The 25898-nt window shown below is 73.2% G+C and carries 21 protein-coding genes; 15 read left to right on the top strand and 6 right to left on the bottom strand.

Annotated elements, in window-relative coordinates:
• Positions 1 to 25: 25 nt before the first annotated feature.
• The 3 genes from ACFWP2_RS17220 to ACFWP2_RS17210 form a co-directional block, all read right to left on the bottom strand.
• Positions 26 to 1240 carry an acetyl-CoA C-acetyltransferase gene (locus ACFWP2_RS17220; RefSeq protein ID WP_380451908.1) on the bottom strand — a complete coding sequence of 405 codons (1215 nt, stop codon included), beginning with the start codon at positions 1238 to 1240 and terminating at the stop codon, positions 26 to 28.
• A gap of 90 nt (positions 1241 to 1330) precedes the next feature.
• Positions 1331 to 2473, bottom strand: a complete 1143-nt coding sequence (locus tag ACFWP2_RS17215) for an acyl-CoA dehydrogenase family protein (RefSeq protein WP_380451906.1) — start codon at positions 2471 to 2473, stop codon at positions 1331 to 1333.
• A 2-nt stretch (positions 2474 to 2475) separates the two neighbouring features.
• Positions 2476 to 3678: a CaiB/BaiF CoA transferase family protein gene (locus tag ACFWP2_RS17210; RefSeq protein WP_380451904.1), complete on the bottom strand. Its 1203-nt coding sequence runs from the start codon at positions 3676 to 3678 to the stop codon at positions 2476 to 2478.
• A gap of 258 nt (positions 3679 to 3936) precedes the next feature.
• Here ACFWP2_RS17210 and ACFWP2_RS17205 point away from each other — a divergent pair, with 258 nt between their 5' ends.
• From ACFWP2_RS17205 to ACFWP2_RS17165, 9 genes are all read left to right on the top strand, one after another.
• On the top strand, positions 3937 to 4413 hold the full coding sequence (locus ACFWP2_RS17205) for a hypothetical protein (RefSeq protein ID WP_380451902.1): 477 nt from the start codon (positions 3937 to 3939) through the stop codon (positions 4411 to 4413).
• A 21-nt stretch (positions 4414 to 4434) separates the two neighbouring features.
• Complete coding sequence (locus tag ACFWP2_RS17200; protein ID WP_380451900.1) at positions 4435 to 6552, top strand: hypothetical protein; 2118 nt, start codon at positions 4435 to 4437, stop codon at positions 6550 to 6552.
• A gap of 109 nt (positions 6553 to 6661) precedes the next feature.
• A complete protein-coding gene (locus ACFWP2_RS17195; protein ID WP_380451898.1) occupies positions 6662 to 7633 on the top strand; it encodes a hypothetical protein in 972 nt (323 codons plus the stop codon).
• A gap of 90 nt (positions 7634 to 7723) precedes the next feature.
• Entirely contained in the window at positions 7724 to 8278 is a 555-nt protein-coding gene (locus ACFWP2_RS17190; RefSeq protein ID WP_380451896.1) for a GNAT family N-acetyltransferase, read from the top strand.
• Between the two features lie 82 nt (positions 8279 to 8360).
• A complete protein-coding gene (locus ACFWP2_RS17185; RefSeq protein WP_380451894.1) occupies positions 8361 to 9338 on the top strand; it encodes a hypothetical protein in 978 nt (325 codons plus the stop codon).
• Positions 9335 to 10603, top strand: coding sequence for a sensor histidine kinase (locus ACFWP2_RS17180; RefSeq protein ID WP_380451892.1), 1269 nt, complete (start codon positions 9335 to 9337; stop codon positions 10601 to 10603). The genes ACFWP2_RS17185 and ACFWP2_RS17180 overlap by 4 nt, the downstream gene beginning before the upstream one ends.
• A gap of 89 nt (positions 10604 to 10692) precedes the next feature.
• Positions 10693 to 11361, top strand: a complete 669-nt coding sequence (locus ACFWP2_RS17175) for a response regulator (RefSeq protein WP_380452054.1) — start codon at positions 10693 to 10695, stop codon at positions 11359 to 11361.
• A 182-nt stretch (positions 11362 to 11543) separates the two neighbouring features.
• The gene (locus tag ACFWP2_RS17170) at positions 11544 to 12197 is read left to right on the top strand and encodes a Pr6Pr family membrane protein (RefSeq protein WP_380451890.1); all 654 of its coding nucleotides are present in this window, start codon (positions 11544 to 11546) and stop codon (positions 12195 to 12197) included.
• Positions 12198 to 12475: 278 nt separating this feature from the next.
• Positions 12476 to 13990 carry a S41 family peptidase gene (locus ACFWP2_RS17165; protein ID WP_380451888.1) on the top strand — a complete coding sequence of 505 codons (1515 nt, stop codon included), beginning with the start codon at positions 12476 to 12478 and terminating at the stop codon, positions 13988 to 13990.
• Positions 13991 to 13993: 3 nt separating this feature from the next.
• Here the strand turns inward: ACFWP2_RS17165 and ACFWP2_RS17160 are convergent, their stop codons facing one another.
• A complete protein-coding gene (locus tag ACFWP2_RS17160; RefSeq protein WP_380451886.1) occupies positions 13994 to 15607 on the bottom strand; it encodes an ABC-F family ATP-binding cassette domain-containing protein in 1614 nt (537 codons plus the stop codon).
• A 531-nt stretch (positions 15608 to 16138) separates the two neighbouring features.
• Here ACFWP2_RS17160 and ACFWP2_RS17155 point away from each other — a divergent pair.
• The 4 genes from ACFWP2_RS17155 (at position 16139) to ACFWP2_RS17140 (ending at position 20793) form a co-directional block, all read left to right on the top strand.
• The gene (locus ACFWP2_RS17155) at positions 16139 to 17350 is read left to right on the top strand and encodes a hypothetical protein (protein ID WP_380451884.1); all 1212 of its coding nucleotides are present in this window, start codon (positions 16139 to 16141) and stop codon (positions 17348 to 17350) included.
• A 170-nt stretch (positions 17351 to 17520) separates the two neighbouring features.
• A complete protein-coding gene (locus ACFWP2_RS17150; protein WP_380451882.1) occupies positions 17521 to 19158 on the top strand; it encodes an ABC-F family ATP-binding cassette domain-containing protein in 1638 nt (545 codons plus the stop codon).
• A 156-nt stretch (positions 19159 to 19314) separates the two neighbouring features.
• Positions 19315 to 19998, top strand: a complete 684-nt coding sequence (locus ACFWP2_RS17145) for a nitroreductase family protein (protein WP_380451880.1) — start codon at positions 19315 to 19317, stop codon at positions 19996 to 19998.
• 102 nt (positions 19999 to 20100) lie between these two features.
• On the top strand, positions 20101 to 20793 hold the full coding sequence (locus ACFWP2_RS17140) for a GNAT family N-acetyltransferase (protein ID WP_380451878.1): 693 nt from the start codon (positions 20101 to 20103) through the stop codon (positions 20791 to 20793).
• 36 nt (positions 20794 to 20829) lie between these two features.
• Here the strand turns inward: ACFWP2_RS17140 and ACFWP2_RS17135 are convergent, their stop codons facing one another.
• Entirely contained in the window at positions 20830 to 21783 is a 954-nt protein-coding gene (locus ACFWP2_RS17135) for an aldo/keto reductase (protein ID WP_380451875.1), read from the bottom strand.
• Positions 21784 to 22185: 402 nt separating this feature from the next.
• On the opposite strand from ACFWP2_RS17135, the gene ACFWP2_RS17130 reads away from it, so the two are divergent.
• Both ACFWP2_RS17130 and ACFWP2_RS17125 read left to right on the top strand, forming a co-directional pair.
• A complete protein-coding gene (locus ACFWP2_RS17130; RefSeq protein ID WP_380451873.1) occupies positions 22186 to 23694 on the top strand; it encodes a carbohydrate binding domain-containing protein in 1509 nt (502 codons plus the stop codon).
• Positions 23695 to 23792: 98 nt separating this feature from the next.
• Positions 23793 to 25211 (top strand): SDR family oxidoreductase, encoded by a 1419-nt coding sequence (locus ACFWP2_RS17125; RefSeq protein WP_380451871.1) that lies wholly within the window; start codon positions 23793 to 23795, stop codon positions 25209 to 25211.
• Positions 25212 to 25312: 101 nt separating this feature from the next.
• Here ACFWP2_RS17125 and ACFWP2_RS17120 read toward each other — a convergent pair whose 3' ends face one another.
• Entirely contained in the window at positions 25313 to 25846 is a 534-nt protein-coding gene (locus ACFWP2_RS17120) for a hypothetical protein (protein ID WP_380451869.1), read from the bottom strand.
• Between the last annotated feature and the right edge of the window lie 52 nt (positions 25847 to 25898).

Raw genomic sequence — 25898 nt, 5'->3', positions numbered from 1 at the left:
GGGTGGCGGCGGGCGACGGGTGGGCTCAGATGCGCTCGACGATGGTGGCGATGCCCATGCCGCCGCCCACGCAGAGGGTGATCAGGCCGTAGCGCAGGTCACGCCGCTCCAGTTCGTCGATCACGGTGCCGAGCAGCATCGCGCCGGTGGCGCCGAGCGGGTGGCCGAGCGCGATCGCGCCGCCGTTGACGTTCACCTGGTCGTGGCGGAAGCCGAGTTCGCGGATGAAGCGGAGCGCGACCGCGGCGAAGGCCTCGTTGATCTCGACCAGGTCGATGTCGGCGGCGGTGAGCCCCGCCTTGGCGAGCGCCTTGTGGGTGGCCGGGGCGGGGCCGGTGAGCATGATGGTCGGCTCGGAGCCGGAGACGGCGGCGGAGACGATCCGGGCGCGCGGGCGCAGCCCGTACCGCTCGCCGACCTCGCGGTTGCCGATGGCCACCAGCGCGGCGCCGTCCACGATGCCGGAGGAGTTGCCCGCGTGGTGGACGTGGTCGATGGCCTCGACCCAGTGGTACTTCTGGAGGGCGACGGCGTCGAAGCCGCCGGCCTCGCCGATGGCGGCGAAGGAGGGCTTGAGGCCGGCCAGGGTCTCGACGGTGGTGCCGGGGCGGATGAACTCGTCGCGCTCCAGCACGACCAGGCCGTTGCGGTCGCGCACCGGGACGACCGAGCGGTCGAACAGTCCGTCCGCCTGGGCCTTGGCGGCGCGGGCCTGGGACTCGGCGGCGAAGGCGTCCACGTCGGTGCGGGAGAGGCCCTCGATGGTGGCGATGAGGTCGGCGCCGATGCCCTGCGGGGCGAAGTTGGTCTCGTACGCCGTCATCGGGTCGGCGAACCAGGCACCGCCGTCGGAGGCCATCTTGACCCGGGACATCGACTCCACGCCGCCGGCCAGGACCAGGTCCTCCCAGCCGGAACGGACCTTGGCGGCGGCCAGGTTGACGGCTTCCAGGCCGGAGGCGCAGAAGCGGTTCTCCTGGACGCCCGCGACGGTGTCGGGCAGGCCGGCCGCGATGGCGGCGATCCGGGCGATGTCGGAGCCCTGGTCGCCGACCGGGCTGACCACGCCGAGCACGATGTCGTCGATCGCGGCCGGGTCCAACCCGGGGAAGCGGTTGCGCAGTTCGTGGATCAGTCCGACGACCAGGTCGATCGGCTTGGTGCCGTGCAGCGAGCCGGAGGCCTTGCCCCGGCCGCGCGGGGTGCGGATCGCGTCGTAGACGTACGCTTCGGTGGTCACGGTGGGAACGCCTTTCAGCGGGTTTTCGGGGCAGGGGGTCTGCGGGGAACGCTCGGGGACGTGAGATGTAAGACGTGAGGGGTGGAACGGTCAGCCGAGGATGGAACGGCCGACGATCTCCTTCATGATCTCGGTGGTGCCGCCGTAGATGGTCTGGATGCGGCCGTCGGTGAACGCCCGGGCGACCGGGAACTCACTCATGTAGCCGTAGCCGCCGTGCAGTTGGAGGCAGCGGTCGGCGGTGCGCTTCTGCAGCTCGGTGGCCCACCACTTGGCCATCGAGGCGTCCGCCGGGGTGAGCGCCCAACGGTTGTGCTCGGTGATGCAGCGGTCCACGAAGGCCCGGGTGACGGCGCACTCGGTGGCCAGTTCGGCGATCTCGAAGCGGACGTGCTGGAGCTTGGCGAGCGGACGGCCGAAGGCCTCGCGCTGCTTGACGTAGTCGGTGGTGATCTCGACCAGGTACTCGGCCCCGGCGATCGCCGCGGCGGCGATGGTGAGCCGCTCCTGGGCGAGGTTCTGCATCAGGTGGACGAAGCCGCCGTTGAGCTCGCCGATCAGGTTCTCCTTCGGCACCCGGACGTCCTCGAAGAACAACTCGGCGGTGTCCTGGGCCTTCTGGCCGATCTTGTCGAGATTGCGGCCGCGCTCGAAACCGGGCGTTCCGCGCTCGACGGCCAGCAGGCTCAGCCCGTGCGCGCCGCCCTCGGGGGTGGTGCGGGCGACCACGATCACCAGGTCGGCGAGGATGCCGTTGGAGATGAAGGTCTTGGCGCCGTTGAGCAGGTAGTGGTCACCCTGGCCGACCGCCTGGGTGCGGATGCCCTGGAGGTCGGAGCCGGTACCGGGCTCGGTCATCGCGATCGCGGTGATCAGCTCGCCCGAGCAGAAGCCGGGCAGCCAGCGGCGCTTCTGCTCCTCGGTGGCGAGCGAGGTGAGGTACGGGCCGATGATGTCGTTGTGCAGGCCGATCGCCAGTCCGGAGGCACCGGCCCGGGCGAACTCCTCGGCCAGCACGGCGGCGTAGCGGAAGTCGGGGGTGCCGCCGCCGCCGTACTCCTCGGGGACGGCGAGGCCGAGCAGGCCCTGGCGGCCGGCCGCGAGCCAGGCGGAGCGGTCGACGATGCCGGCCTTCTCCCAGCGGCCGTAGTGCGGCAGCACCTCCTTGGCCAGGAAGGCCCGCACGGTGGCCCGGAAGTCGTCGTGCTGCTCGGTGAAGATCTCGCGCCGCACCGCTACTCTCCTTGCTCTGCCGAGGGGTTGGGGGAAGCGACGCCGGGGTCGGAGGGCGGGACGCCGGCACCGAGGGAGGGGACGCCCCAGTCGCGGGCCACCTCGCCGGTGTCCGCGCCCGGCCGGGCCGGCGGGCGGCGCAGGGCGCCGGGGGTCGCGGAGAAGCGCGGGGCGGGGGCGGGCTGGGCGACTCCGTCCACCTCGGCGTACGTCCCGCGCGCCGACAGGTGACCGTCGGCGGCTGCCTGACGCATCGTCAGCACCGGTTCCACGCAGGCGTCGGAGCCCGCGAAGACGGCCTCCCACTCGGCCCTGGTCCGGGTGGCGAAGCGGGCGGCGATCCGGGCCCGCAGCTCGGGCCAGCGGGCCGGGTCGTACTGGCCGGGCGCGTCGGGGCCCAGCTCCAGCAGCCGGGCGAACTCGGCGTAGAAGCGCGGCTCCAGGGCGCCGACGGCCAGGTGCCCGCCGTCGGACGCCCGGTAGAGGGCGTAGAACGGCGCACCGCCGTCCAGCAGGTTGACGCCCCGGCGGTCCTGCCAGTGGCCGGCCGCGAGCAGGCCCCACAGCATGCTGCCGAGGTGCGCCGCGCCGTCCACGATCGCGGCGTCGACGACCTGTCCGGCGCCCGTGGCCCGGGCGTGGTGCAGCCCGGCGAGCAGGCCGACGACCAGGTAGAGCGAGCCGCCCGCGTAGTCGCCCAGCAGGTTGGCCGGGATGCCGGGGGCCTCGTCGGCCCCGCCCGGCGCCGCCACCATCCCGAGCACCCCGGCGACCGCCGCGTACCCGAGGTCGTGCCCGGCGGTCGCCGCCCGGGGGCCGTGCTGCCCCCAGCCGGTCATCCGTCCGTACACCAGCGCCGGATTGCGCGCCAGGCAGGCCTCGGGCCCGACTCCGAGGCGCTCCGCGACGCCCGGCCGGTAGCCCTCGATGAGCAGGTCCGCCCGCTCGACCAGGTCCAGCACCTGCCCGGGACCTTCGGGGGACTTCAGGTCGATCAGCACCGAACGCTTGTTGCGGTTGCTGAGGTCGTACGCCGGATCGGTGCCCAGCGGCGAGGGCTCCGGGCGGTCCACCCGCACCACGTCCGCCCCGAGGTCCCCCAACAGCATCGCCGCGAACGGCCCCGGCCCGATCCCGGCGAGTTCCACCACCCGCACACCCGCCAGCGGCCCCCCGGCCGCCGGCGCACTGCTCGCGTCACCCACTGGCTGCTGAACCCTTCCCGATGGGTTTGACAGTAAAGCTGTAACACTCGGGATGATAGGCAAGCGACTCGCCGGTAACAAGACCTCCTCCCCCGCGCCGAGCCGCCGATTCCCCCTCACCCGGGCCCCGGTGAGCCCGACCACTCCCCGCGCACCCGGAATGACGGAGGGTGGGTCAGTGCACTGACAGTGGCTCCCTGTACGGTCGTCATGCCGCAGGGGAGCGGCCGCATCGCCGATCGGGGAGGATCTCCGCACATGGGTAGCCCGAACTTCGTCACAGGACCGGTCGCACCGGCCAAGGACCCGATGCCGGGCCCGGCGTCCACGTACGCCGCGAAGTCGCCGTACGCCAATCCGGCACAGACGAGCGACACCACCGTGCCACCGCTCCCCCTCATGCCGCCCGGCAAGGCCACCACCCGACTGGACACCCCGTACGAACTCACCGCCTCGGCCGCGATAGCCCGCCAGATCGCCACCGACCTCGACAACGCCAACGGCAAGGCGGGCGCGGGCGCGCACAGCCTCACCGAGTACGCGAGCACCGCGTCGGCCAGGATCCGCGGCTTCTCCTTCGGCGGCGCCCTCACCAGCAGCACGGAGCGGTGGATGCAGCAGTGCAAGACCCTGCACGGCAAGCTCGGCGGCGCCGCCGACAACCTCGACCGGACGCAGCAGTACTACCAGTCCAACGAGGCCGCCATCACCGCCGGCTTCCGTCCGGGTCAGTAGAAGGCAAGGGGGAACGAAGAGATGGTGTCCTTCAAGGAACTGCACGAGGCCGACTTCTCCGGGGTGAACGAGGCCGCCGAGGCCTGGGCCGGCGTGGCCAAGGCCCTCACCGCCCTGGACGGCCGGGTCGCCAAGGACCTCACCAGCACCGCCCAGCGGGCCGGCTGGAAGGGCGACGCCGCCGACGCAGCGACCACCGCCATGCAGGGCATCGACGGCGACTTCAAGCAGGCCTCGGCCGTCGCCACCGCCCTCGCCGCGATCATGAAGACCGCCGCCGAGGACTTCACCGCCGCCCGCCGCGACCTCGACCTGGCGCTCCACGACGCACAGGCCGACAGCGATCTGAGCGTCACCGCGGACGGTGCGGTCAACTGGACCGTACCGAAGGAGTCGAGGAACGACCCCGAGGCCGAACGCACGATCCGGGCCAACGCCCAGGCCATCGCGGACCGGCTCGGCAAGGCCGTCGCGAAGGCCACCGCCGCCGACCAGCGGGCCACCATCGACCTCCAGGCCGACATCGGCACCAGCACCACCGCCTTCAACCCCACCCCGGGCGGCGCCGGCCCGGTCGCCGACGCCAAGCGGGCCACGGACCTGATGTCCAAGGCCGGCAGCCTCTCCGACGACCAGCTCAAGCAGCTACAGGCCCTCATGGCCGCCAACGCGGAGAACAAGGACTTCTCCACCACCCTGCTCAACGGCCTCAACTACGGCGGCAAGACCGGCCCCGACGCTCTGCTCGAGTACAGCAAGGTCTACGAAGGCCTCGCCCACGGCAAGCAGAACCCCAAGAGCTACCAGGACGTCTACGGCAACCTGTCCGTCGCACTGGCCACCGCCACCCGCGAAGGCGGGATGGGCAAGGAGTGGCAGGACGGCCTGCTAGCCGCTGCCCGCCGCCCCGGCGGCTCGGCAGCGGGCTACAACGACAACTACCCGGCACTGGCGAAGCTGATGGGGGCGAAGGGGGTATTCGACAAGCCGTTCCTCCTCAGGGTCGGCAATGATCTGGTCGACTACGAGCGCAACAGCAAGGTCAAGGGCGAGGAGCTCTGGGGCCCGAACTGGAGCGCCCTCACCGGTCAGACCGACCCGATGGGCGGCCTGATGAGTGCACTGAGCCGCGACCCGGGAGCGTCGAAGGACTTCTTCGATCCTGGAAAGACCAAGAACCTGGACTACGTGCTGCACGAGCGTAAGTGGCCGAACCAGGGCTACGAGCAGAACCAGATGGACGACCTCGTTCGCGACACCTCACGCGCAGCACTCGGCGACGCCCTGGAAGCCGCCACCACCGGCCGGGACCCTCACGGCAACCAGCCACCGGTCCGCCCGCACGACAAGGTCATGTCGCAGATCATGGACGAGACGCTCAAGACCTTCGCCGGCAGCGGCCCCGGGGACAAGACCAGCCTCCCGGCGGCGCTCCGTCGGCCGATGGCCGACATGATCGCCGACTACGCCCCGAACATGCACGAGATCCTCGGCAAGGAGTTGTCCGGGCCCGCCCAACCGGACGGGCTCACCATCCAGCGCGACCAGTTGTTGCGTGTGATCCGTGGTGCCTCCGAGGACCCTGCTTCGTTCGCGATCATCCACAGCGCCGAGTCCCGGGAGATCGCCGCCCGCCTCGGCGACTACGGCCCCGAGGCATTCAAACCCGATGTGGTGGGCGGTGCGAATCACAGGCTCCACTCCTTCACCCAGGAGGCGGGCTCCGCTCTCGGCGCGCTCGACGCCGTGTTCGCCGATACGGCTTCGGAGCACACGGAGTCCGCGAAGGCGAAGGCGGACTGGGACGCGAAGATGAACTACCACCTACTCGGCACGCCCGCGAACCTGTTGCCGCTCGGCGACATCGCCCAGCGCCTGGTCGATGTCGGGACTGCCCAGTACGCAAATGACGCCAAGGCATTGGCCGACTCCGAGCTCCAGGGAAACCTGAGCTCCCACTTCTCCGCAGGGCAGAACCAGTTGAACAAGATGATCGATGACAGGGTGGCCCAGTTCGGGACGGACGCCACCGCCGCCGACCAGACCGGAAGCGTGTCGCAACAGCTGAAGACGGACGGGCGGACCAGCTACAACATCGCCATCGACAGTACCTACCGCACCGTGTTCGGGCGGTCGTGAGCAGGTGGAAGCCATGAGGAACGATGCTCCTTCCGGCGGTTCCGGTACCCCTCCGGGGCTCATCGACGCCGCACTCGACCGACGGGGATTCACCACCAGAGGACTACGGTTGCGGGCGGCCGCCGTGGTGGTGGCGCTCTCGCTCGTCCCGGTGGGGGCGGCGGGGTTCGCGGCGTACCGACTGACCAATGTCGGCGGGCCGGACAGCGTGTGCGACGGCGCCGCCACGGCGGACGAGTTGCACGACCTCCTGGGCTCCGGGCGGATCAGCGAGCACCGGAGAGGGTTCTCGGCAACGGAGGCGTCCACCGGGAACAGCTGCACCGCGGTGGTCCGTTCCGGGTTGTTCGAGACGTCCGAGAAGACCGTGCGGTTCACCCCCCTCCGCAACGCCGAGGACGGGCCGGGCACGCTGGCCGCCTCCGACGCCCGGCTGTTCTCCGGCGGCTCGGTCGGATCGGTGACGCCGGACGCCGCGTGGGCGGTGCTCCCCGAGGGGTGCGACAAGGGCGTGCGCGCCGAGGTGCGCGCCGACGGGCAGGGCCACGACGAGACCAGGGCCCGTCTGGCCGTGGCCTTCGCCAACGGCCTCGCCAAGGCGCGCGGGTGCGGCAACGGGGTGCTCCCGGCACCGACCGCCCTGTCGGAGAAGGGCGCCGAGACCGACCCGGACTGGAACGGCCTCTGCGGACTGCCCGGGTTCGCCCCCGCCAGGAACCCCGAGGCCCGGTGGCGCATGCCGCAGCAGGTCACCACCGCCACCGCCCCGATCTGGTCGTGCCGGATCGGCGGGGACCCGCAGCACGACAGCCGGGTGCAGGAATTCGCGATCACGACCGAGCCGCGGACCACCGCCCTGGCCTGGAAGGGCGGTGTGAGCACGTCCGGCCTGGGGCGGGCCCAGTGGGTGGCGGATGGAACACTCGTCGCCACGTGCCAGGGAAAGGACGTCTTCTTCACCATCACCGGCGGGATCACCTCGGGCCTGGAGAAGCCGTTCCTGTTCCCCGACCAGAAGGACCTGGTGCGCCAGTTCCTCACCGCCGGGGGCAAGGCGATCGGCTGCGAGCCGATCCTCTAGCGAGCGGCGGGCGGGTGGAAATGGGTGGGCGGGGGGATGGGTAATGGCCTATCTTGCCGTGGAGCTATTACGCGAGACACGGGGAGCGCCATGACCACCACCACCGATCCGACCGCCCGCACGGTCGTCGCCGTCTCCGAGCGGCTGGTGCTGACACAGCCGCAGGACGGGGACCTGGAGGCGGTGTTCGCGATCCACGGGGATCCGGAGACCAACCGGTACAACCCGAACGGGCCGCAGCGGGACCGGGCGGAGGGCCGGGAGATGCTGGACGGGTTCGTCGCCGACTGGGTGCGGGACGGTGTGGGGTACTGCGCCGTCGCCACCAGGGAGGAGCCGGGGACGGTGATCGGGTTCGCCGGGCTGTACCTGCACACGCTGGACGGGGAGCGGGTGTTCAACCTCTACTACCGGTTCCGGCCGTCCGCCTGGGGCCTGGGGTACGCGGCGGAGGCGTCCCGGGCGGCGATGGCCGAGGCGCTGCCGCGCTTCCCCGGCATCCCCGTGGTCGCGCTGATCCACGCGGACAACCTGCCCTCGCGCCGGCTCGCCGAGCGGCTCGGGCTGGTCGCCGACCCGGACGGCCGCACCGACGAGGAGGATCGGGTGATCCACCGGACGGCTCCTCAGGTCGCACCGGCCTGAGCCGGAGATCCCCCGCCAGGGGGAGCGGGATCGCGCCCCGGGCGGAGGCCGCGGGGCGGGGCCCGGCGGGACCGTTGGGGGCATGAGGATCAACGAGCACGTGGTGCGTGCCGGGGCGGCGTGGACGGCGGTGGCGGCGACCGGGCCGTACCTGACGCTGAAGCTGCTCTGGCTGACCGGGCATCCGGTGGGGGCGGACGACCCCGGCGCGATGGACCGGCTGTGGCTGGTGAACCTGCTGACCTTCGGCATGGACGCGATCGCCGTCGCCCTGGCGCTGGCGTTCGTCCGGCCGTGGGGGCGGCGGGCGCCGGCCGGACTGGTGGCGTTCCCAATGTGGGCGGCGACCGGGCTGCTCGGCACCATCCTGGTCGCGTTGCCGCTGTACCTGCTGAGCCTCCTGGTGCTCGGGCCTGAGCGCGGCGCCCCGGACGACAAGGGCATCGGCGACTGGGTCTTCCTCGTCGTGTACGGCGGCTTCTGCGTCCAGGGCCTCTCCCTGCTCACGGCCTTCGCCCTGTACGCCCGCCGCCGCTGGCCCGGGCTGCTGCGGGAGCGGATCGGCGACCTGCCCGACTCCCCCACCCTGACGGTGCAGCGCGCCCTCGCCTGCGTCGCCGCGCTGCTCGCCGCGGGCGTCGCGGCGGGCCGGACCTACTGGGCGCTCGGCGGCACCGCCGGACTGCCGCAGATCATGGTGGAGGAGCGGATCCGGGGCGTGGCGGTGATGGACGGGGTGACCGCGGTGATGGCGGTGGCCGCGGCGGTGGCGCTGCTGGTCCTCGTCTTCCGGATCCGGCCGGGGCGCCGACTGCTCGGGCCGCTGCTGGTGGCGTGGACCGCGGCCGGCTCGCTGTTCGGCTGGGGCGGCTGGCAGCTGGTCGCCTTCGGGGCGACGACGACCCGGGTGACCGAGCTGCGGACGGCCGTGCCCGGGCTGATGCCCCTGGTGCAGACCGCCCAGGTGGTGGCGGCGGTGCTGGTCCTGACGGTCGGGGCGACGACCTTGACCGAATGGGGCACCCGACGGCGCGCCGCTGCCGTAGAGTCGCGCGGGTGATCACGGGGGTGGACAGCCGGTTGCGGCGTGCGGCGGGGGCCGCGCTCGGGCGGCGGGCCCGGCTGCGCTGGGTGCACCTGGTCCTGGGCGGCGCGCTGCTGATGCCGTACTGGATGCTGTCAGTGGTGCTGTACGGGGCGCTCAACCCGAACCAGTCGCCCGCCCGCCAACTGCTGCTGTACGTCCTGTCGTTGCTCACCTCGCTGCCGATGGCCGCGATCACCGCGCTGGTGCCGACGGTGCGGGGGCTGGAGGGCGCGGCCGCCCGGGCGCTGTGCGCGGTGGCCCGGCCGGAGGAACTCGCCACCGGACCGGCCCGCTCCTGGACCGCCCGCCGGCGCACCGCGCTCTGGTACGTGCTGCACGTCCTGTTCGGCGGGATCGTCGCCGGGATGACACTGGCCGGCACCCCCTTCGCGGTGGTGCTGATCTGCGGCTTCGCGGGGACCAGGGAGTTCGTCCGGGCGTGGGAGCGGCTCTTCCCCGGCTGGCTGGTCACCGGACCGGCCCTCGGCCTCGGGGTGCTGCTGCTGATCGTCGGCACCAACGCCGTCTGCGGCGCGCTGCTGGCCCGCTGGGCGCCCGCCCTGCTCGGACCGACCCCGGAGGAGCGGGTGGCCGCCGCCGAGCGCCGGGCCACCGTGCTCGCCCAGCGCAACCGGCTGGCCCGCGAACTGCACGATTCGGTGGGGCACGCGCTCAGCGCCGTCGGCATCCAGGCCTCGGCCGCCGCCCGGGTGCTGCGCAGCAACCCGGACTTCGCCGCCGAGGCGCTCGCGGCGATCGAGGAGACCGCCCGCGCCGCCGTCGCCGAACTCGACACCGTGCTCGGGCTGTTGCGCGAGGAGGACCCGGAGGCCGCCGGACCGTCCGGGCCCACTCTCGCCGGGCTGGACGACCTGCTGCGCCAGCTCGGCCGCGCCGGGGTGGCGGTGGAGGCCGAGCTGGCGCCCGGCCTGGGCGGCCTGCCCGGGGCGGTCTCCCGCGAGGCGTACCGGATCGTGCAGGAGGGCCTGACCAATGTGCTGCGGCACGCCGGGCCCGCCCCGGCCGGGCTGCGGGTGGGCCTGGCCGACGGCCGGCTGGAGATCGAGCTGACCAACCCGCTCGGCTCCGCCCGGCCGAGCCGCCCCGGCGGCGGACGCGGGCTGCGCGGGATCGCGGAACGGGCGGCGGCCCTGCGCGGCGGCAGTACGGCGGGGCCGGGCGAGGACGGAACGACGTGGCGGCTGGCCGTCTGGCTGCCGGTGGGAGGGACGACGTGAACGTGAACGGGAACGCGGGAAACGAACGCAACGAAGACACGGACGCGCTCGAAGGCGGGGGCGGCGACGTGGGCCGGGGCGACGACAGCATCCGGGTGGTGATCGCGGACGACGAGCGGCTGGTCCGCCTGGGCCTGCGGGTGGTGATCGACAGCGAGCCGGGCCTCACCGTGGTCGGCGAGGCCGCCGACGGCGCCGAGGTCGTCCCGCTGGTGCGCGAACTGCGCCCGGACGTGGTGCTGATGGACGTCCGGATGCCCGGCATCGACGGTATCCGGGCCACCGAGCAGCTGGTCAACGGGATGGCGGAGCCGCCGCGCATCCTGGTGGTCACCACCTTCGAGCACGACGACCACGTGTACGACGCGCTGCGCGCGGGCGCGACCGGGTTCCTGCTGAAGCGGGCCCGGGCGGAGGAGATGGTGCAGGCGGTGCGACTGGTCGCGCGCGGCGACTCGCTGCTGTTCCCGGCGGCCGTCCGCGAACTCGCGCTGCGCCACGGCGCGGACCGGCGCCGGGAGGCCGAACGGGCGGGCCGGGTGGACCGGGGGCCAATCGGGCGGCTGACCGAGCGGGAGGGCCAGGTGCTGCGGCTGATGGCCACCGGGCTCAACAACGGGGAGATCGCCCGGCAGCTGGTGGTGAGCCAGGAGACGGTGAAGACGCACGTCGGCAGCGTGCTGGCCAAGCTGGGCGCACGGGACCGCACCCAGGCGGTCATAGCGGCGTACGAGTCGGGCTTCGTGCTGCCGGGCTGACGCCAGTTCAGTCCGCAGGCCCGCCCCCTGGCCCCCGGTCCCGCCGTGGTCGTGTCGCGGCCCCCAGCGCCCCGAGGGCGTCGAACACGGATTCCGTCCGATCGTGACCAGCGAGTAGAGTGCGGCTTTCCCCCGCAAACTTCCGATACCTCCCGTATCGCCTGGAACGAACTGGTGGCCGCATGACAGTCCGGACCCGACCCGCGCTGTGGTGGCGCATGGGCATCGTGCTCTCGGCGGGCCTCGGCCTGATCCTCGGAACGGCGCCGCTGGTCTACTTCACCGTGCAGAGCAACGTGATCGTGTTCGGCTACTTCGTCGGCGCGGTCTACTGGATGCTCAAGCGCGGCACCGTGGACGCGCCCGCGCCCCGGCTGCGCGGCGCCGCCACGCTGTACATCCTGATCACCGGGCTGGTCTCGCACATCCTGCTCGAACACGGCGCCAACCCGCTGCCCGGGCTGGTGAGCGGGCCGGACGTGCTGGCGCACTGGTCGTCGTTCTTCCTGCACTACGTGACGCCGGTGATGGTGATCGTCGACTGGCTGGTGCTCAGGCCGCGCAACGCCGCGGCGTGGAAGGACATACCGCTCTGGCTGTGCTTCCCGCTCGGCTACGCGGCGATCGTGCTCACCCGCAACGCGCTGTTCGACGACTACCCGATGCCCTACCCCTACTTCTTCTTCGACCCGACCACCAAGGGCTACGGCTACGTCTGGGGCCAGATCGCCCTGCTGACCGTCGAGTTCGTGGTGCTGGCCGCCCTCGTCGTCGGACTGGACCGGCTCGGGACGCGGATCGCGGGCCGGCTGCGACCGGCGGCACCCCAGGCCTGACGCCCCAGGCCTGACGCCGCAGAACTGACGCCGCAGAACTGACGCTCCCTCCGCCGCGAGGAATCCCGCCCGACGGCGAACCGGCCCGCTGTCGAGACCGCCGGGGACCATTCCTCCCGTCCCCGGATGCGCCTGGAGGAGGAAGCGGATGGGCCCGGAGGAGGAAGCGGCCGCGGCTCGCCGGATGACGCGCGGCCGGCGGGGCCGGCCGTAGCGTCGGTCGGGAGCGGTGGCGGAGGGGTTCCGCGGGGGAGACCGGGGTTCGGCGGAGGCCGGAGATGACACGCAGGAGCACGGGCAGGGCGGCGGCCGTGGCGGTGGCGCTCGCGACGGCGGTGGGGCTGGCGGCGCCGGGGGCGGCCGCGGCCGAGGGAGGTGGCCGGGCGAACCCGTTGGAGGGGGTCTGGCGGATGGAGGGTTACGGTCTGCTGGCGGCGGTCTCCGGGGACCGCTTCACCACCTACGACGTGACGGCGCACAGTTGCGTGCCCGGGTGGGTGACCGGGACGCGTACCGAGGCGCCCGGCCCGGACGGCACCACCCGCTACGGCATGGGCGACCTCGCCCTGACCCTCGCCCCCAAGGGCCGGAACCGGGCCGTGGAACGCGAGGAGGGCGGGGTCGGCAGCAAGGCGCTCACCCGGCTGGGCGCCCTGCCGCCGCTGTGCGCCACGCCGGCCCCGAACGATCCGCTCGCGGTCTTCGACCGGTTCTGGGAGAACTTCGAGGAGAACTACCCCTTCTTCGCCGCCAAGGGCATCGACTGGCACGCCGTGCGGGACGAGAAGCGGCGCACGATCACCCCGGCGACGACCGCCGACCAGTTGCAGGCCGTCTTCGTGGACATGCTCCGCCCGCTCGGCGACGCCCACACCGGACTGGCCCGGGTGGTCGACGGGCATGCGAAGGAGGTCTTCGGCGGGCAGCGGCCCGGGTCGACGGTCAAGACCGACGAGCTGGCCGCCCGCGCCCAGCAGGCCTCGGCCGCGCAGCTCACCGGCCCGGAGCAGCTCTTCGCCGAGGGCAGGCTCGGCGTGGGCCGGCTCCCCGACGGCATCGGCTACCTCCGGGTGAGCAGCTTCGGCAGGTACGCGGACGGCGGGCACCAGAGCCAGCTCGACGAGCTGGACCGGGCGCTGGACGCCGTGCTGGCCGGCCCGGACCGTCTCGCCGGCCTGGTCGTCGACGTGCGGCTGAACAGCGGCGGCTCGGACGCGCTCGGGCTGCACATCGCCGCCCGGCTCACCGACCGCCCCTACGTCGCCTACCGGAAGGTCGCGCGCAACGACCCGGCCGACCCGACGAAGTTCACCCGGCCCGACCCGATCACCGTGCGGCCCTCGGCGGGCGCACGCTTCAACGGTCCGGTGGCGGTGCTCACCTCCTCCATCTCCACCAGCGCGGCGGAGACCTTCACCCAGGCCATGACGGGCCGCTCCCCCAGGGTGCTCCGGGTCGGCGAGAACACTCAGGGCGTCTTCTCCGACGTGCTGATCAAGACGCTCTCGCCGGACTTCCTGGTCATCCTGCCGAACGAGAAGTACCTCACCCGGAACGGCGGCACCTTCGACGGACCGGGCATCCCGCCGAACGTCCGCACCCCCGTGTTCACCCCGGGCGAGCTGGCCGCACTCAGGGACTCGGCCCTGAGCACGGCCCGCCGGATGCTCACTGAGGACGCCCGGGGCGACCACCACGCCGAGGACACCCAGGGCGACCACCACGCCGAGGACACCCAGGACGCCCAGGACCAGCAGCAGGAGCGGCAGGAGCAGCAGGAGCCGCAGCCGTAGGCGCTACATCGGCTCCACCGCCCGCAGTTCGCCGTCCAGCTCCAGCCACCGGGTGAGGCCCAGGCCGCGCAGGAACGGCAGGTCGTGGCTGGCCACGATCAGCGCGCCCCGGTAGGCGGCCAGTGCCTGGGTGAGCTGGCGGACGCTGGCGAGGTCCAGGTTGTTGGTCGGCTCGTCGAGCAGCAGCAGCTGCGGCGGCGGGTCGGCCAGCAGCAGGGCGGCCAGTGTGGCGCGGAACCGCTCGCCGCCCGAGAGGGTGGCGGCGGGCTGGTCGGCCCGGGCGCCGCGGAACAGGAAGCGGGCGAGCCGGGCGCGGACCGCGTTGTCCCCGGCGGCGGGGGCGAACAGCTTGACGTTCTCCACGACCGAGCGATCGTCGTCCAGCAGGTCGAGCCGCTGCGGGAGGTGCCGCAGCGGCACCGGGGTGATGATCTCCCCTTCCAGCGGGCCGAGTTCGCCCGCGATGGTGCGCAGCAGGGTGGACTTGCCGGCGCCGTTGCGGCCGACCAGGGCGATCCGCTCGGGCCCGCGCAGCTCGATGTCGGCGGTGGTGCCGTAGGGCAGCCGGACCCTGTCCAGGGTGAGCACGGTACGGCCGGCCGGGACGGCGGTGCGGGGCAGGTCGATCCGGATCTCGGCGTCGTCCCGCACCGCCTCCTCGGCCGCGCCGAGCCGGGCCCTGGCCTCCTCCAGGCGCTCGGTGTGCATGCCCTGGAGACGGCCGGCCGTCTCCTGGCCCTTGCGCTTGAGCATCCCGGCGAAGATGTGCGGGTCGTTGCGGGTGACCGAGCGCTTCTTGCCGTACGCGGCGCTGCGGTCCAGCCGGACGCGGGCCTCGGCCAAGTCCCGTTTCTGGCGCTGGACGTCGGCCTCGGCGTTGCGCAGCAGCCGTTCGGCCGTCTCCTGCTGGGCCGCGAGGGTGCGTTCGTAGTCCTCGAAGTTGCCGCCGTACCAGGTGACTTCACCGTCCCGGAGGTCGGCGATCTGGTCGACGTACCGGAGCAGTTCGCGGTCGTGGCTGACGATCAGCATCACGCCGTTCCAGCCGGCCACCGCCTCGTAGAGCCGCTCGCGGGCGGCCCGGTCGAGGTTGTTGGTGGGCTCGTCGAGCAGCAGGACGTCGGGGCGGGCCATCAGCAGGGCGGCCAGCCGCAGCAGCACCGCCTCGCCGCCGGAGAGTTCGCCGGTGGTGCGGTCGAGGGCGAGGCGGTGCAGGCCGAGCCGGTCGAGGGTGGCGCGGGCGCGCTCCTCGACGTCCCAGTCGTCGCCGATCGCGTCGAAGTGGCGCTGGTCGGTGTCGCCGGACTCGATGGCGTGCAGGGCCTCGCGGGCGCCGCGGATGCCGAGCGCCTCGTCCACCCGCAACCTGGTGTCGAGCGTCAGTCCCTGGGGCAGGTAGCCGAGTTCGCCGTCGACCCGGACGGTGCCGCCGGTGGGCGTGAGCTCGCCGGCGATCAGCCGCATCAGGGTGGACTTGCCAGCGCCGTTGAGCCCGATCAGGCCGGTGCGGCCGGGGCCGACGGCGAGTTGGAAGCCGTCCAGGACGGGCTTGCCGTCGGGCCACTCGAACGAGAGCTCGGTGCAGAGGACGGCGGTGGTGGTGGGGTGATGTGCCATACAGGCCTCCCGGGGTGGTTGCCGAAGGGGTGGTGAGCAACACGGGGAGACACCGCGGGTGCGGAAACCGGGGACGGCCGGAGGAGAGAAAGAGGTGGCGTCACGCAGAGGAACGCCACGGGCCGTGACTGAGGTCGCACACTCGCGCACCGCGCGACGGCAGCAGTGCCTGCGCGGCGGGGGCGGTGTCCCGGGACCTCAGTAGAGCAACGGCCTTCTCCTTGTCTGGCTGATGACCCGGACCACGGTAGGCAGCCCGCGTACCGCCCGCAACCGATTTACCCGGCGGCCCGGTCCGAGCCGGCCCCCGACGGAGGGCGGGTGCCGATCCCGTGCCCAACCGGTGACAGCCTCGTCCCGGTCCCGTGACAGCCTCGTCCCGGTCCCGTGAAGGCCCCGTCCCGGCCCGGGGCGGATGCCGGGAGTTCCCCGGCCGCATGGCAGACTCCTCACCTGCCATGCCTGCGGCCGAGTGGGGCCGCACCCGGGGAACGGGCCGCATGGCGGTAGTCAACAGGGGGATTTGAACTCATGTCACCGATATCCCGGCCGGGCCGTGCCGTCCTGGGCGCCTCCGTCGCCGCGCTGACCATGGTGGTCGCCACCGCGTGCGGCCCCGACAACGCCGACCCGGCCGTGACCGCGGCTCCGAGTGGCGCGGCCACCGCCGCCGGCACTCCGGGTGCCGCGCCGATCAAGCTTCCGACGCTCGACGAGCTGAAGACCTGGAAGCTCGAGGACTGGGACAAGTGGGCCCAGGCGAACGTGATCACCCCGGCGGTCAAGGGCTACTGGACCCTGCAGAAGCTGCTGGAGGCCAAGCCGAAGCCGCTGCCCCAGCCCGCCCCGGAGGCGACCCAGCCGCCCGCGCAGCCCACCGGCGCCGCGCCGGCCACCAGCACGCCCACCGCCCAGCCCACCGCGGCCCAGCCCGGCGGCGGCGCGGACCAGATGCCCGCCGTGGTCCCGGCCAAGCCCGTGGCGCACCCGTTCCCGAAGAACATGCACGTCAACGGGAAGATCTTCTTCAAGGACGGCAACGAGGACTACGTCTGCTCCGGCACCGTCGTCTCCGACCCGGCCAACCCGGGCAAGAGCAACCTGGTGTGGACCGCCAGCCACTGCCTGCACGGCGGCAAGGGCAACAAGTACTACACCGACATCACCTTCGCCCCGGCCTTCAACAGCAACGGCGTGCTGAGCAACGGCAACAAGCAGGCCAAGCTGGAGGACGCCGAGCCGTACGGCGAGTGGACCGCCACCTCCGGCATGGTCTCGCCGCAGTGGGCCGGCGAGGCCGACCCGGAGAAGGGCGGCCCGTGGAGCCAGTACGACTTCGGCATCATCAAGGTCGCCAACCCCAACCCGGGCGGCAAGTCGCTGGAGGAGACCGTCGGCGGTTCCGTCCCGCTCTGGTTCAACGCCCCGCGTGACCAGGTCGGCGCCGTCAGCAACTACGGCTTCCCGGAGGGCAAGCCCTTCGACGGCGTGGAGCTGGAGCACTGCGACGGCGGCAAGCCGTCCAAGAAGACCGGCGACCCGAGCCGCCCGGCGATGCTGATGATCGGCTGCAACATGACCGGCGGCAGCAGCGGCGGCGGCTGGTACGCGACCAAGGACGGCAAGCCGGCCCTGGTGAGCGACACCTCCATCGGCAACGGCGCGAACACCTACGAGGCCGGTCCGTACCTGGAGGACGTGGCCCAGCACATGTTCGAGTACTTCTCGAAGAAGGCCAAGTGATCAAGGGCGAGTGACCACGGCCACGCGATCACGGCCACGCGACCGAGTCCGAGGCCACGTGATCAAGGCCGGGTGATCCGCCGAGCGGTGCCCCGGGGGCCGCGGCTGCCACAGCCGCGGCCCCCGCTTTTTCCGCCGACCGGGCCGCTCCTCCTACAATCGGCCCCATCATGAGCGCGACACTCGTAGTCAAGGACCTCAGCGCCGGCCACGGCGAACGCACCCTCTTCTCCGGCCTGGACCTGGTCATCGCCCCCGGCGACGTGATCGGCCTGGTCGGCGTGAACGGCGCCGGCAAGTCGACCCTGCTGCGGCTGCTGGCCGGCCTGGACACCCCCGAGGGCGGCTCGCTGCGGCTGAGCCCGGCGAGCGCCAACATCGGCCACCTGCCGCAGGAGCCGGAGCGGCGCGAGGGCGAGTCGGTGCGCGACTTCCTGGCCCGCCGCACCGGTGTGGCGGCCGCGCAGGCCGCCCTGGACGAGGCCACCGAGGGCCTGGTCGAGGGCCGGGCGGGCGCCGACGACGCGTACGCCGCCGGCCTGGAGCGCTGGCTGGACCTCGGCGGTGCCGACCTGGAGGAGCGCGCCGAGGAGGTCGCCGACTCGCTCGGGCTGAAGGTCTCGCTGGACCTGCCGATGACCGCCCTGTCCGGCGGCCAGGCCGCCCGGGCCGGCCTCGCCTCGCTGCTGCTCTCCCGCTACGACGTCTTCCTGCTCGACGAGCCCACCAACGACCTCGACCTGGACGGCCTGGAGCGGCTGGAGTCCTTCGTCAAGGGCCTGCGCGCGGGCACCGTGCTGATCAGCCACGACCGCGAGTTCCTGGCCCGCACCGTGACCAAGGTGCTGGAGCTGGACCTGCACCAGCAGCAGGTCAACCTGTACGGCGGCGGCTACGAGGCGTACCTGGAGGAGCGGGCGGTGGCCCGCCGGCACGCCCGCGAGGATTACGAGGAGTACGCCGACACCAAGGCCGGGCTGGAGGCCCGGGCGCGGATGCAGCGCGGCTGGATGGAGCACGGTGTGCGCAACGCCCGCCGCAAGTCCTCCGACAACGACAAGATGGGCCGCGCGGTGCGCGCCGAGTCCACCGAGAAGCAGGCCTCCAAGGCCCGCCAGACCCAGCGGATGATCGAGCGGCTGGAGGTGGTCGAGGAGCCGCGCAAGGAGTGGGAGCTGCGGATGGAGATCGCCACCGCGCCGCGCTCCGGCTCGGTGGTCGCCACCCTGCGCGGGGCGAGCGCCCGGCGCGGGGACTTCGCCTTCGGCCCGGTGGACCTGCAGATCGACTGGGCCGACCGGGTCGCCATCACCGGCGCCAACGGCGCGGGCAAGTCCACGCTGCTGGCCGCCCTGCTCGGCCGGCTCGAACTCGACGGCGGCAGCGCCTCGTTGGGCTCCGGCGTGGTGGTCGGCGAGGTGGACCAGGCACGCGGGCTGTTCCTGGGCGGGGAGCCGCTGGCGGAGGCCTTCGCCGCCGCCGTACCGGAGCTCTCGCCGGAGGACGTGCGCACCCTGCTGGCCAAGTTCGGCCTCAAGGCGGTGCACGTGATGCGCCCGGCCGGCACCCTCTCCCCCGGCGAGCGCACCCGGGCCGCGCTGGCGCTGCTCCAGGCCCGCGGGGTCAACCTGCTGGTGCTGGACGAGCCCACCAACCACCTGGACCTGCCCGCGATCGAGCAGCTGGAGTCCGCGCTCGGCTCGTACACCGGCACCCTGCTGCTGGTCACCCACGACCGGCGGATGCTGGACACGGTGTCGGTGAACCGCCGGATCGAGGTCCGGGACGGGCGGGTGCACGAGCTCTGAGCCGACGCCCACGCTGACGCCGATCGGCGACCGGCGACCGGCAACCGGCAACCGGCAACCGGCGACCGGCGACCGGCGCCACCGGTCGGCGATTGGTCTCTACCTCTCGGTCTGTACCTCTTCCCGGAGGGCCCGTCATGTGCTGTGCTGTCCGCCATGGTTGACAGCACAGACAGCGCCGTGGCGGGGACGTCCCACCCGACCGTCCCGCTCACCCCCATGACGGTGCCCGCCCACGAGGCCGAGGCCCGCAGCAGGTCCTTCCACGACGTGATGGCCCAGCGCCGGACCGTCCGCGACTACTCCACCCGCCCGATCCCGGACGGGGTGGTCGAGTGGGCGGTCCGGACGGCGAGCACCGCACCCAGCGGCGCGCACGTCCAGCCCTGGCGGTTCGTGGTGATCACCGACCCGGAGCGCAAGCGGCGGCTGCGCGAGGCGGCCGAGGCCGAGGAGCGCGAGTTCTACGGCCACCGGGCGTCGGAGGAGTGGCTGGCCGCGCTCGCCCCGATCGGCACCGACTGGCGCAAGCCGTTCCTGGAGGACGCGCCGGCCGTGATCGTGGTGTTCGAGGTCCACAAGGGCCCGGACTCGCCGCGCCCGTACTACACCAAGGAGTCGGTGGGGATCGCGGTCGGGCTGCTGCTGGCCACGCTGCACCAGGCCGGGCTGGCCACGCTGACCCACACCCCGAGCCCGATGAGGTTCCTCAACGAGGTCTGCGACCGCCCGGCGGAGGAGCGGGCGGCGTACGTGATCCCGGTCGGCTACCCGGCCGAGGGGGCGCGCGTGCCGGACCTGCGGCGCAAGGAGCTCGACGAGGTGATGGTCCGGCTCTGACGCGCCGGGGCGAGGCCGGGCGCGCCGGGGCGAGGCCTGGCGCGCCCGCCACCGGGGGGACCCGGATGGTGACAGGTCCCGGCCAAGGACATAATCGCCGCCATGAGCCAAGCACAGTCACGGTCCTGTGGCCTCGCCCGGCCGGTGGCGGAGGTGACCGCCGGACGGCCACCGGTCGCGGAGGTGACCGCCGGACGGCCACCGGTCGCCGAGATGGCCGACGGACGGCCACCGGTCGCCGAGGTGACCGCCGGGCGGCCGCCGGAGCGGCTGCGGCTGCCCGGCGGCCTCTGGCTGCGCCGCCGCCGCAGCACCCACGCGGCGGCGCTGAACCGGGCCGTCCGCGCCAACCTGGACCACCTGCGGCCCTGGATGGAGTGGGCGGCCGAGGCCCCCTCCCGGGCGCAGACCGCCGAGCTGACCAGGGCCGGCTCGGCCGCCTGGGAGGCCGGCACCGACTTCATGTACCTGGCCGGCCTGGACGCCGAACCCGGCGGCGTGATCGGCGCCTTCGGCCTGCACGGGCGGATCGGCCCGGGCGCGCTGGAGATCGGCTACTGGGTCGCCACCGGGCACGTCGGCCGCGGCATCGCCACCGCCGCGGCCGGGGCGCTGACCGAGGCCGCACTGGCACTGCCCGGGATCACCCGGGTGGAGATCCGCTGCGACCAGGCGAACGGCGCCAGCGCGGCCGTCCCGCGCAAGCTCGGCTACCGGCTGGACCGGGTCGCCGAGACCGCCGTCCGGGCTCCGGGCGAGACCGGACGGCAGCTGGTGTGGGTGATGGAGCGCTGAGACCGGCGTTCCGGCACTCCGGCACGGGCAGCGCCCTCAGTAGCGCTCGCCGGTCGCCGCCGGCAGCGCGTCCAGCTCGGCCAGGTCCGCCGCCGAGAGCTGGATCCCGGCCGCGCCCACGTTGTCCACCAGGTAGCGCGGCGTCCGGGTGCCCGGGATCGGGAAGACGTACCGGCCCTGCGCCAGCACCCAGGCCAGCGCCACCTGCGCGGGGCTGGCGCCGATCCGCTCGGCGACCGCCCGCACCGCCTTGACCAGGTCCAGGTTGGCCTTCAGCGCGTCCTGCTGGAAGCGCGGCAGCCGGCGGCGGAAGTCGTCGGCGGGCAGCTCGTCGAAGGACGTGATGCCGCCGGTGAGGAAGCCCCGGCCGAGCGGCGAGAACGGCAGGAAGGCGATGCCCTGCTCCTCGGTGTACGGCAGCACGTCGGCCAGCACGTCCCGGGTCCACAGCGACAGTTCGGACTGCACCGAGGCCACCGGGTGCACGGACTGCGCCCGCTTGATCTCCTCGACCGTCGCCTCGGAGAGTCCGATGCTCCGGGCCTTGCCGGCCGCGACGACCTCGGCGAACGCGCCCCAGGTCTCCTCGATCGGAACGTCCGGGTCGACCCGGTGCAGCTGGTAGAGGTCGACGTGGTTGGTGCCCAGCCGGCGCAGGCTCTCGTCGATCGAGCGGCGCACGTGCTCGGGCCGGCCGTTGCGCTCGTGCTGGCCCGAGCCGCCCGGCACGATGCCCACCTTGGTGGCCAGGAAGGCACGCTCCCGGTAGGGGCCGGCCAGCGCGGCGCCGACCACCTCCTCGTTGGTGTACGGGCCGTACATGTCGGCGGTGTCGATCAGGCCGACGCCGAGGTCCAGCGCCTGCCGGATCACCCGGACCGAGTTCTCGTCGTCCCGGTTCTGCACGCCGTAGGCCCAGGTCATCCCCATGCAGCCGAGACCGATGACGCCGATCTCCGGGCCGTTGGTACCGAACGGGGCGTTGCGCATGACGGTGCTCCCATCGTGGGTTCCGCGGCCTCACGTGGTGGCGGCCGCAGTGGTTTCGGGGTGGTGGTGCGAGGTGGTGCGCGTGGTGGTGCGTGATCAACGCCTTCAGCTTTCACCTTGGAGTGCACTCAAGGTCAAGTCCGTGACGGTCGACGCTCCGGTCGCGCCGCCTTAACCGCTCCTAAAACCTGCCCCGGTGGGGTGTCGGGGGCCGGGAAGTGCTTGACGTGCACAGCTGGTCTAGTCCAGTTTGATGCTCAGCACCGCGCTCCCCCGCACCGCACGCCCCACACCGCATGCCCCGCACCGCACGCCCCCGCACCGGACCACCCCCAGGCCGCCGCCCGCCCCGTGCCTCCCCCTCGCGGCGCGGGCGGCCTCCACGTCCCGAGAGGCACCCCCATGCCCAGCGCGCCCCTGCCCGCCCCCACGCACCGCCGTCCCACCGGCCGGACCACCCTGCTGAGCCTCGCCGCCGCCACCGCGCTCGCCGCCGGCGGGCTGGCCGTCCTCGCCGGGAACGCCGGCGCCGCCGACGGCAACCTGCTCGCCAACGGCGGTCTGGAGAGCGGCACGGTCAGCCCCTGGAGCTGTTCCGCCGGCACCGGGAGCGTCGTCAACTCCGGTGCGCACAGCGGGACGTACGCGCTCAAGGGGGCGGTGAGCGCGAGCGACACCGCGCAGTGCGGCCAGAGCGTCAGCGTCCAGCCCAACACCAAGTACACCCTCAGCGCCTGGGTGCAGGGCCCGTACGTCTACCTCGGCGCCACCGGCAGCGGCGTCACCGACCCGGCCACCTGGACCGCCGGCGGCCCCGACTGGCAGCAGCTGTCCACCAGTTTCACCACCGGACCGGCCACCACCAGCGTCACCGTGTACCTGCACGGCTGGTACGGGCAGGGCGGCTACCTCGCCGACGACGTCACCCTGACCGGCCCGGGCGGCACCCCCACCGGCACACCCACCGCCACCACGACCGGCACGCCCACCGCCACTCCCACCGGGGGCCCGACCACCCCGGCGCCGAACGTCGCGCTCCCGGTCGCCCCGTACATCGACATGGGCGCCTGGCCCACCCCCTCGATGCCCGACCTGGCCAAGGCGGGCGGCCTCAAGGGCTACACGATGGGCTTCGTCACCGGCGTCGGCTGCAAGGCCAGCTGGTTCAACGCCTACGACCCGCGCACCGCCTGGGCCAAGGACCAGGTGGACGCGCTGCGCGCGGCCGGCGGCGACGTCAAGGTCTCCTTCGGCGGCGCCGCCGGCACCGAACTCGCGGCCGCCTGCACCACGGTGGACTCGCTGTTCGCCGAGTACGACGCCGTGGTGAGCGCGTACGACCTGCGCTACGTCGACTTCGACATCGAGGGCGCGGCCATCGCCGACACCGCCGCCAACGACCGCCGCTCCGCCGCGCTCGCCAAGCTCCAGAAGGCCCACCCGGGCCTCAAGGTGTCCTTCACCCTGCCCGTCCTGCCGGAGGGCCTGACCGCCGAGGGCGTCGCCATCGTCAAGTCCGCCCGGGACGCCGGGGTGACCGTCGACGTGGTCAACATCATGGCGATGGACTACTACCGGAGCGGGGCCGACTACGGCGACGCCGCCGTCCAGGCCGCGCAGTCGCTGTTCGGCCAGCTCAAGGCGCTCCACCCGGCGAAGACCGACGCCCAGCTGTGGGCGATGGTCGGCGTCACGCCGATGATCGGTGAGAACGACGACCACCAGGTCTACAACCAGGCCGACGCCCAGCAGTTGGTGGCCTTCGCCCGGCAGAACCACCTCGGGATGCTCTCCTTCTGGGACGCCACCCGGGACGCCAACGCCTGCACCGGCGGCTCGCTGTCCAAGTGCACCAACATCCCCCAGCGGCCGTACGAGTTCGCGAAGATCCTCGGCCAGTACGCGGGCTGAGCGCCTTCAGCCGGTACGCGACCTGCGGAAATTGGCATCTCATCGTCCCGGACCGTCGATTACAGTCCCTCCCACCTGTACGGCACGAGGGGGCGGACATGACGGTCCGGGACGACCACATCCAGCTGAGCACGATCCACCCGGCGGGCGACGCCGCCGGTGCGGCGGACGTCAGCGCCGAGGACGTCAGCGCCGAGGAGCTCGCCGCGTTCAGCCGCACCCTCGGCCGGCTGCGCGCCCTGCCCGCCCACGACCGCACCCGGCTGCACGCCGAACGGCAGCTCACCTCCTTCGTGACGGAGAGCCGCAAGCGCCGCCGCCAGGAGGCCCGGCAGACCCTGCGGCAGGCCGACGCCGACCTGCTCGCCACCACCGCGACCGGCAGCCGGACCCGCCGCGAGGACGCGCCGCTGGCCGCCGCCGGCGGACCGGTCGGCGAGCTGCTGGTGCCGCGCAAGTGCTACGTCTGCAAGCAGGCCTACCGCCGGGTCGACGGCTTCTACCACATGCTCTGCACGGACTGCGCGGCCGACAACACCGCCCGCCGCGGCCTGCGGACCGACCTGCGGGGGCGCCGGGCGCTGCTCACCGGCGGGCGGGTGAAGATCGGCTTCCAGCTCGCCCTGATGATGCTGCGCGACGGCGCCGAGCTGATCGTCACCAGCCGGTTCCCGCAGGACACCGTCCGCCGCTTCCGCGCCGCCGAGGGCAGCGCGGGATGGTGGGACCGGCTGACGGTGGTCGGCATCGACCTGCGCGACCCGCGCCAGGTGCTCGGCCTGACCGAGCGGCTGTGCACCGAGGGGCGCCCGCTCGACATCCTGGTCAACAACGCCGCGCAGACCCTGCGCCGCCCGCCCGAGTCGTACGCGTTGCTGGCCGCGGGTGAGCAGGACGCCCTGCCCGCCGCCGACCGCCGGGCGATCGAGCACGCCCCCGGCTTCCGCCCGGTCGGCGCCCTCACCCAACTCCCCTCCGGCGCCGGTTCGTTGCTGGATATCACCGACGAGGCCGGACTGCTGCCCGACCTCGCCCCCGCCAACTCCTGGTCCGCCACGCTCGGTTCGCTCGACCCCGCGGAGGTCCTGGAGACCCAGCTGGTCAACGCGCTGGCCCCGGCCCTGCTCTGCGACCGGCTGCTGCCCCTGCTGCTGGCCTCGCCGCGCCCCGCCCGCTACATCGTCAACGTCACCGCGGTGGAGGGCCGGTTCGCGGTCCGCAACAAGACCGCCCGGCACCCGCACACCAACATGGCGAAGGCCGCGCTCAACATGCTCACCCGCACCAGCGCGGCCGAACTCGCCACCCGGGGCGTGCACATGTGCGCCGTCGACACCGGCTGGATCACGGACGAGAACCCGGCCCCCAGGAAGGCCCGGATCGCCGCCCAGGGGTTCCGCACCCCGCTGGACATCGTGGACGGCGCGGCCCGGGTCTACGACCCGATCGTCCGCGGCGAGGCCGGGGAGCCGGTCTCGGGGGTGTTCCTCAAGGACTACCGGGTGGCGGAGTGGTGAGGCCCGGACGGGTCGGGGCGGCTGCCCGGGTGTCGTAGCAGCCGCACCAGGGGCGTCGGAAGCCAAGGCGTACGGGGCCTCCCGCGACGTCCCCGTACGGCTCACCGGGCGGCCGGGTGGTGGCAGCGGCGGCGGTGGTAGGACCAGGCCAGGGCGAGGGTGATCGGGCCCCAGAACATCGCGGTCGAGGTGCAGATCCGCCCCAGGGCCATCCACCAGCCGTTGCTGTAGCCGACTTCGGCGAACACCCCCAGCCAGGCGAGGGGCATGCCGTCGAAGAGGGCCACCAGGACCAGGCCCCCGAGCACGGCGGGGCCGAGCGCCGCGAGGGGTGGCACCCGGCGGCCCCGGAGCCCGGGCACCCAGCGCGGGAACACCTCGCCCCAGCCGCTGACCAGTCCCAGGGTCAGGATCGTCAGCGCCTCGGTGAGCACGCTCAGGCCGATCACGTACGGGGTGGACCACCAGACGTAGGCCGGGGCGTGCGGGTCGACGGTGCCCATCCGGAAGTCGAAGGCGAACGGCAGCCGCCACAGGCAGTGCGGCAGCACGACGAACGGGAGGGCCTTGGCGAGCCGCAGGGCCCATCGGGGGACGGGGCGTTCGGTGTCACCCACCGGGATGTTCTTCAGCATGGGTCCACCGTCCCGGAGGCCGCCCCCGCTCCGCGTCCACCGCCCGGTCGCA

Origin of the sequence: Kitasatospora sp. NPDC058444 (assembly GCF_042721415.1) — a bacterium.
In the GTDB taxonomy this organism is placed as follows: domain Bacteria; phylum Actinomycetota; class Actinomycetes; order Streptomycetales; family Streptomycetaceae; genus Kitasatospora.
The sequence above is the reverse complement of the archived record's forward strand: the minus strand, read 5'-3'. Positions and strand labels throughout refer to the sequence as shown.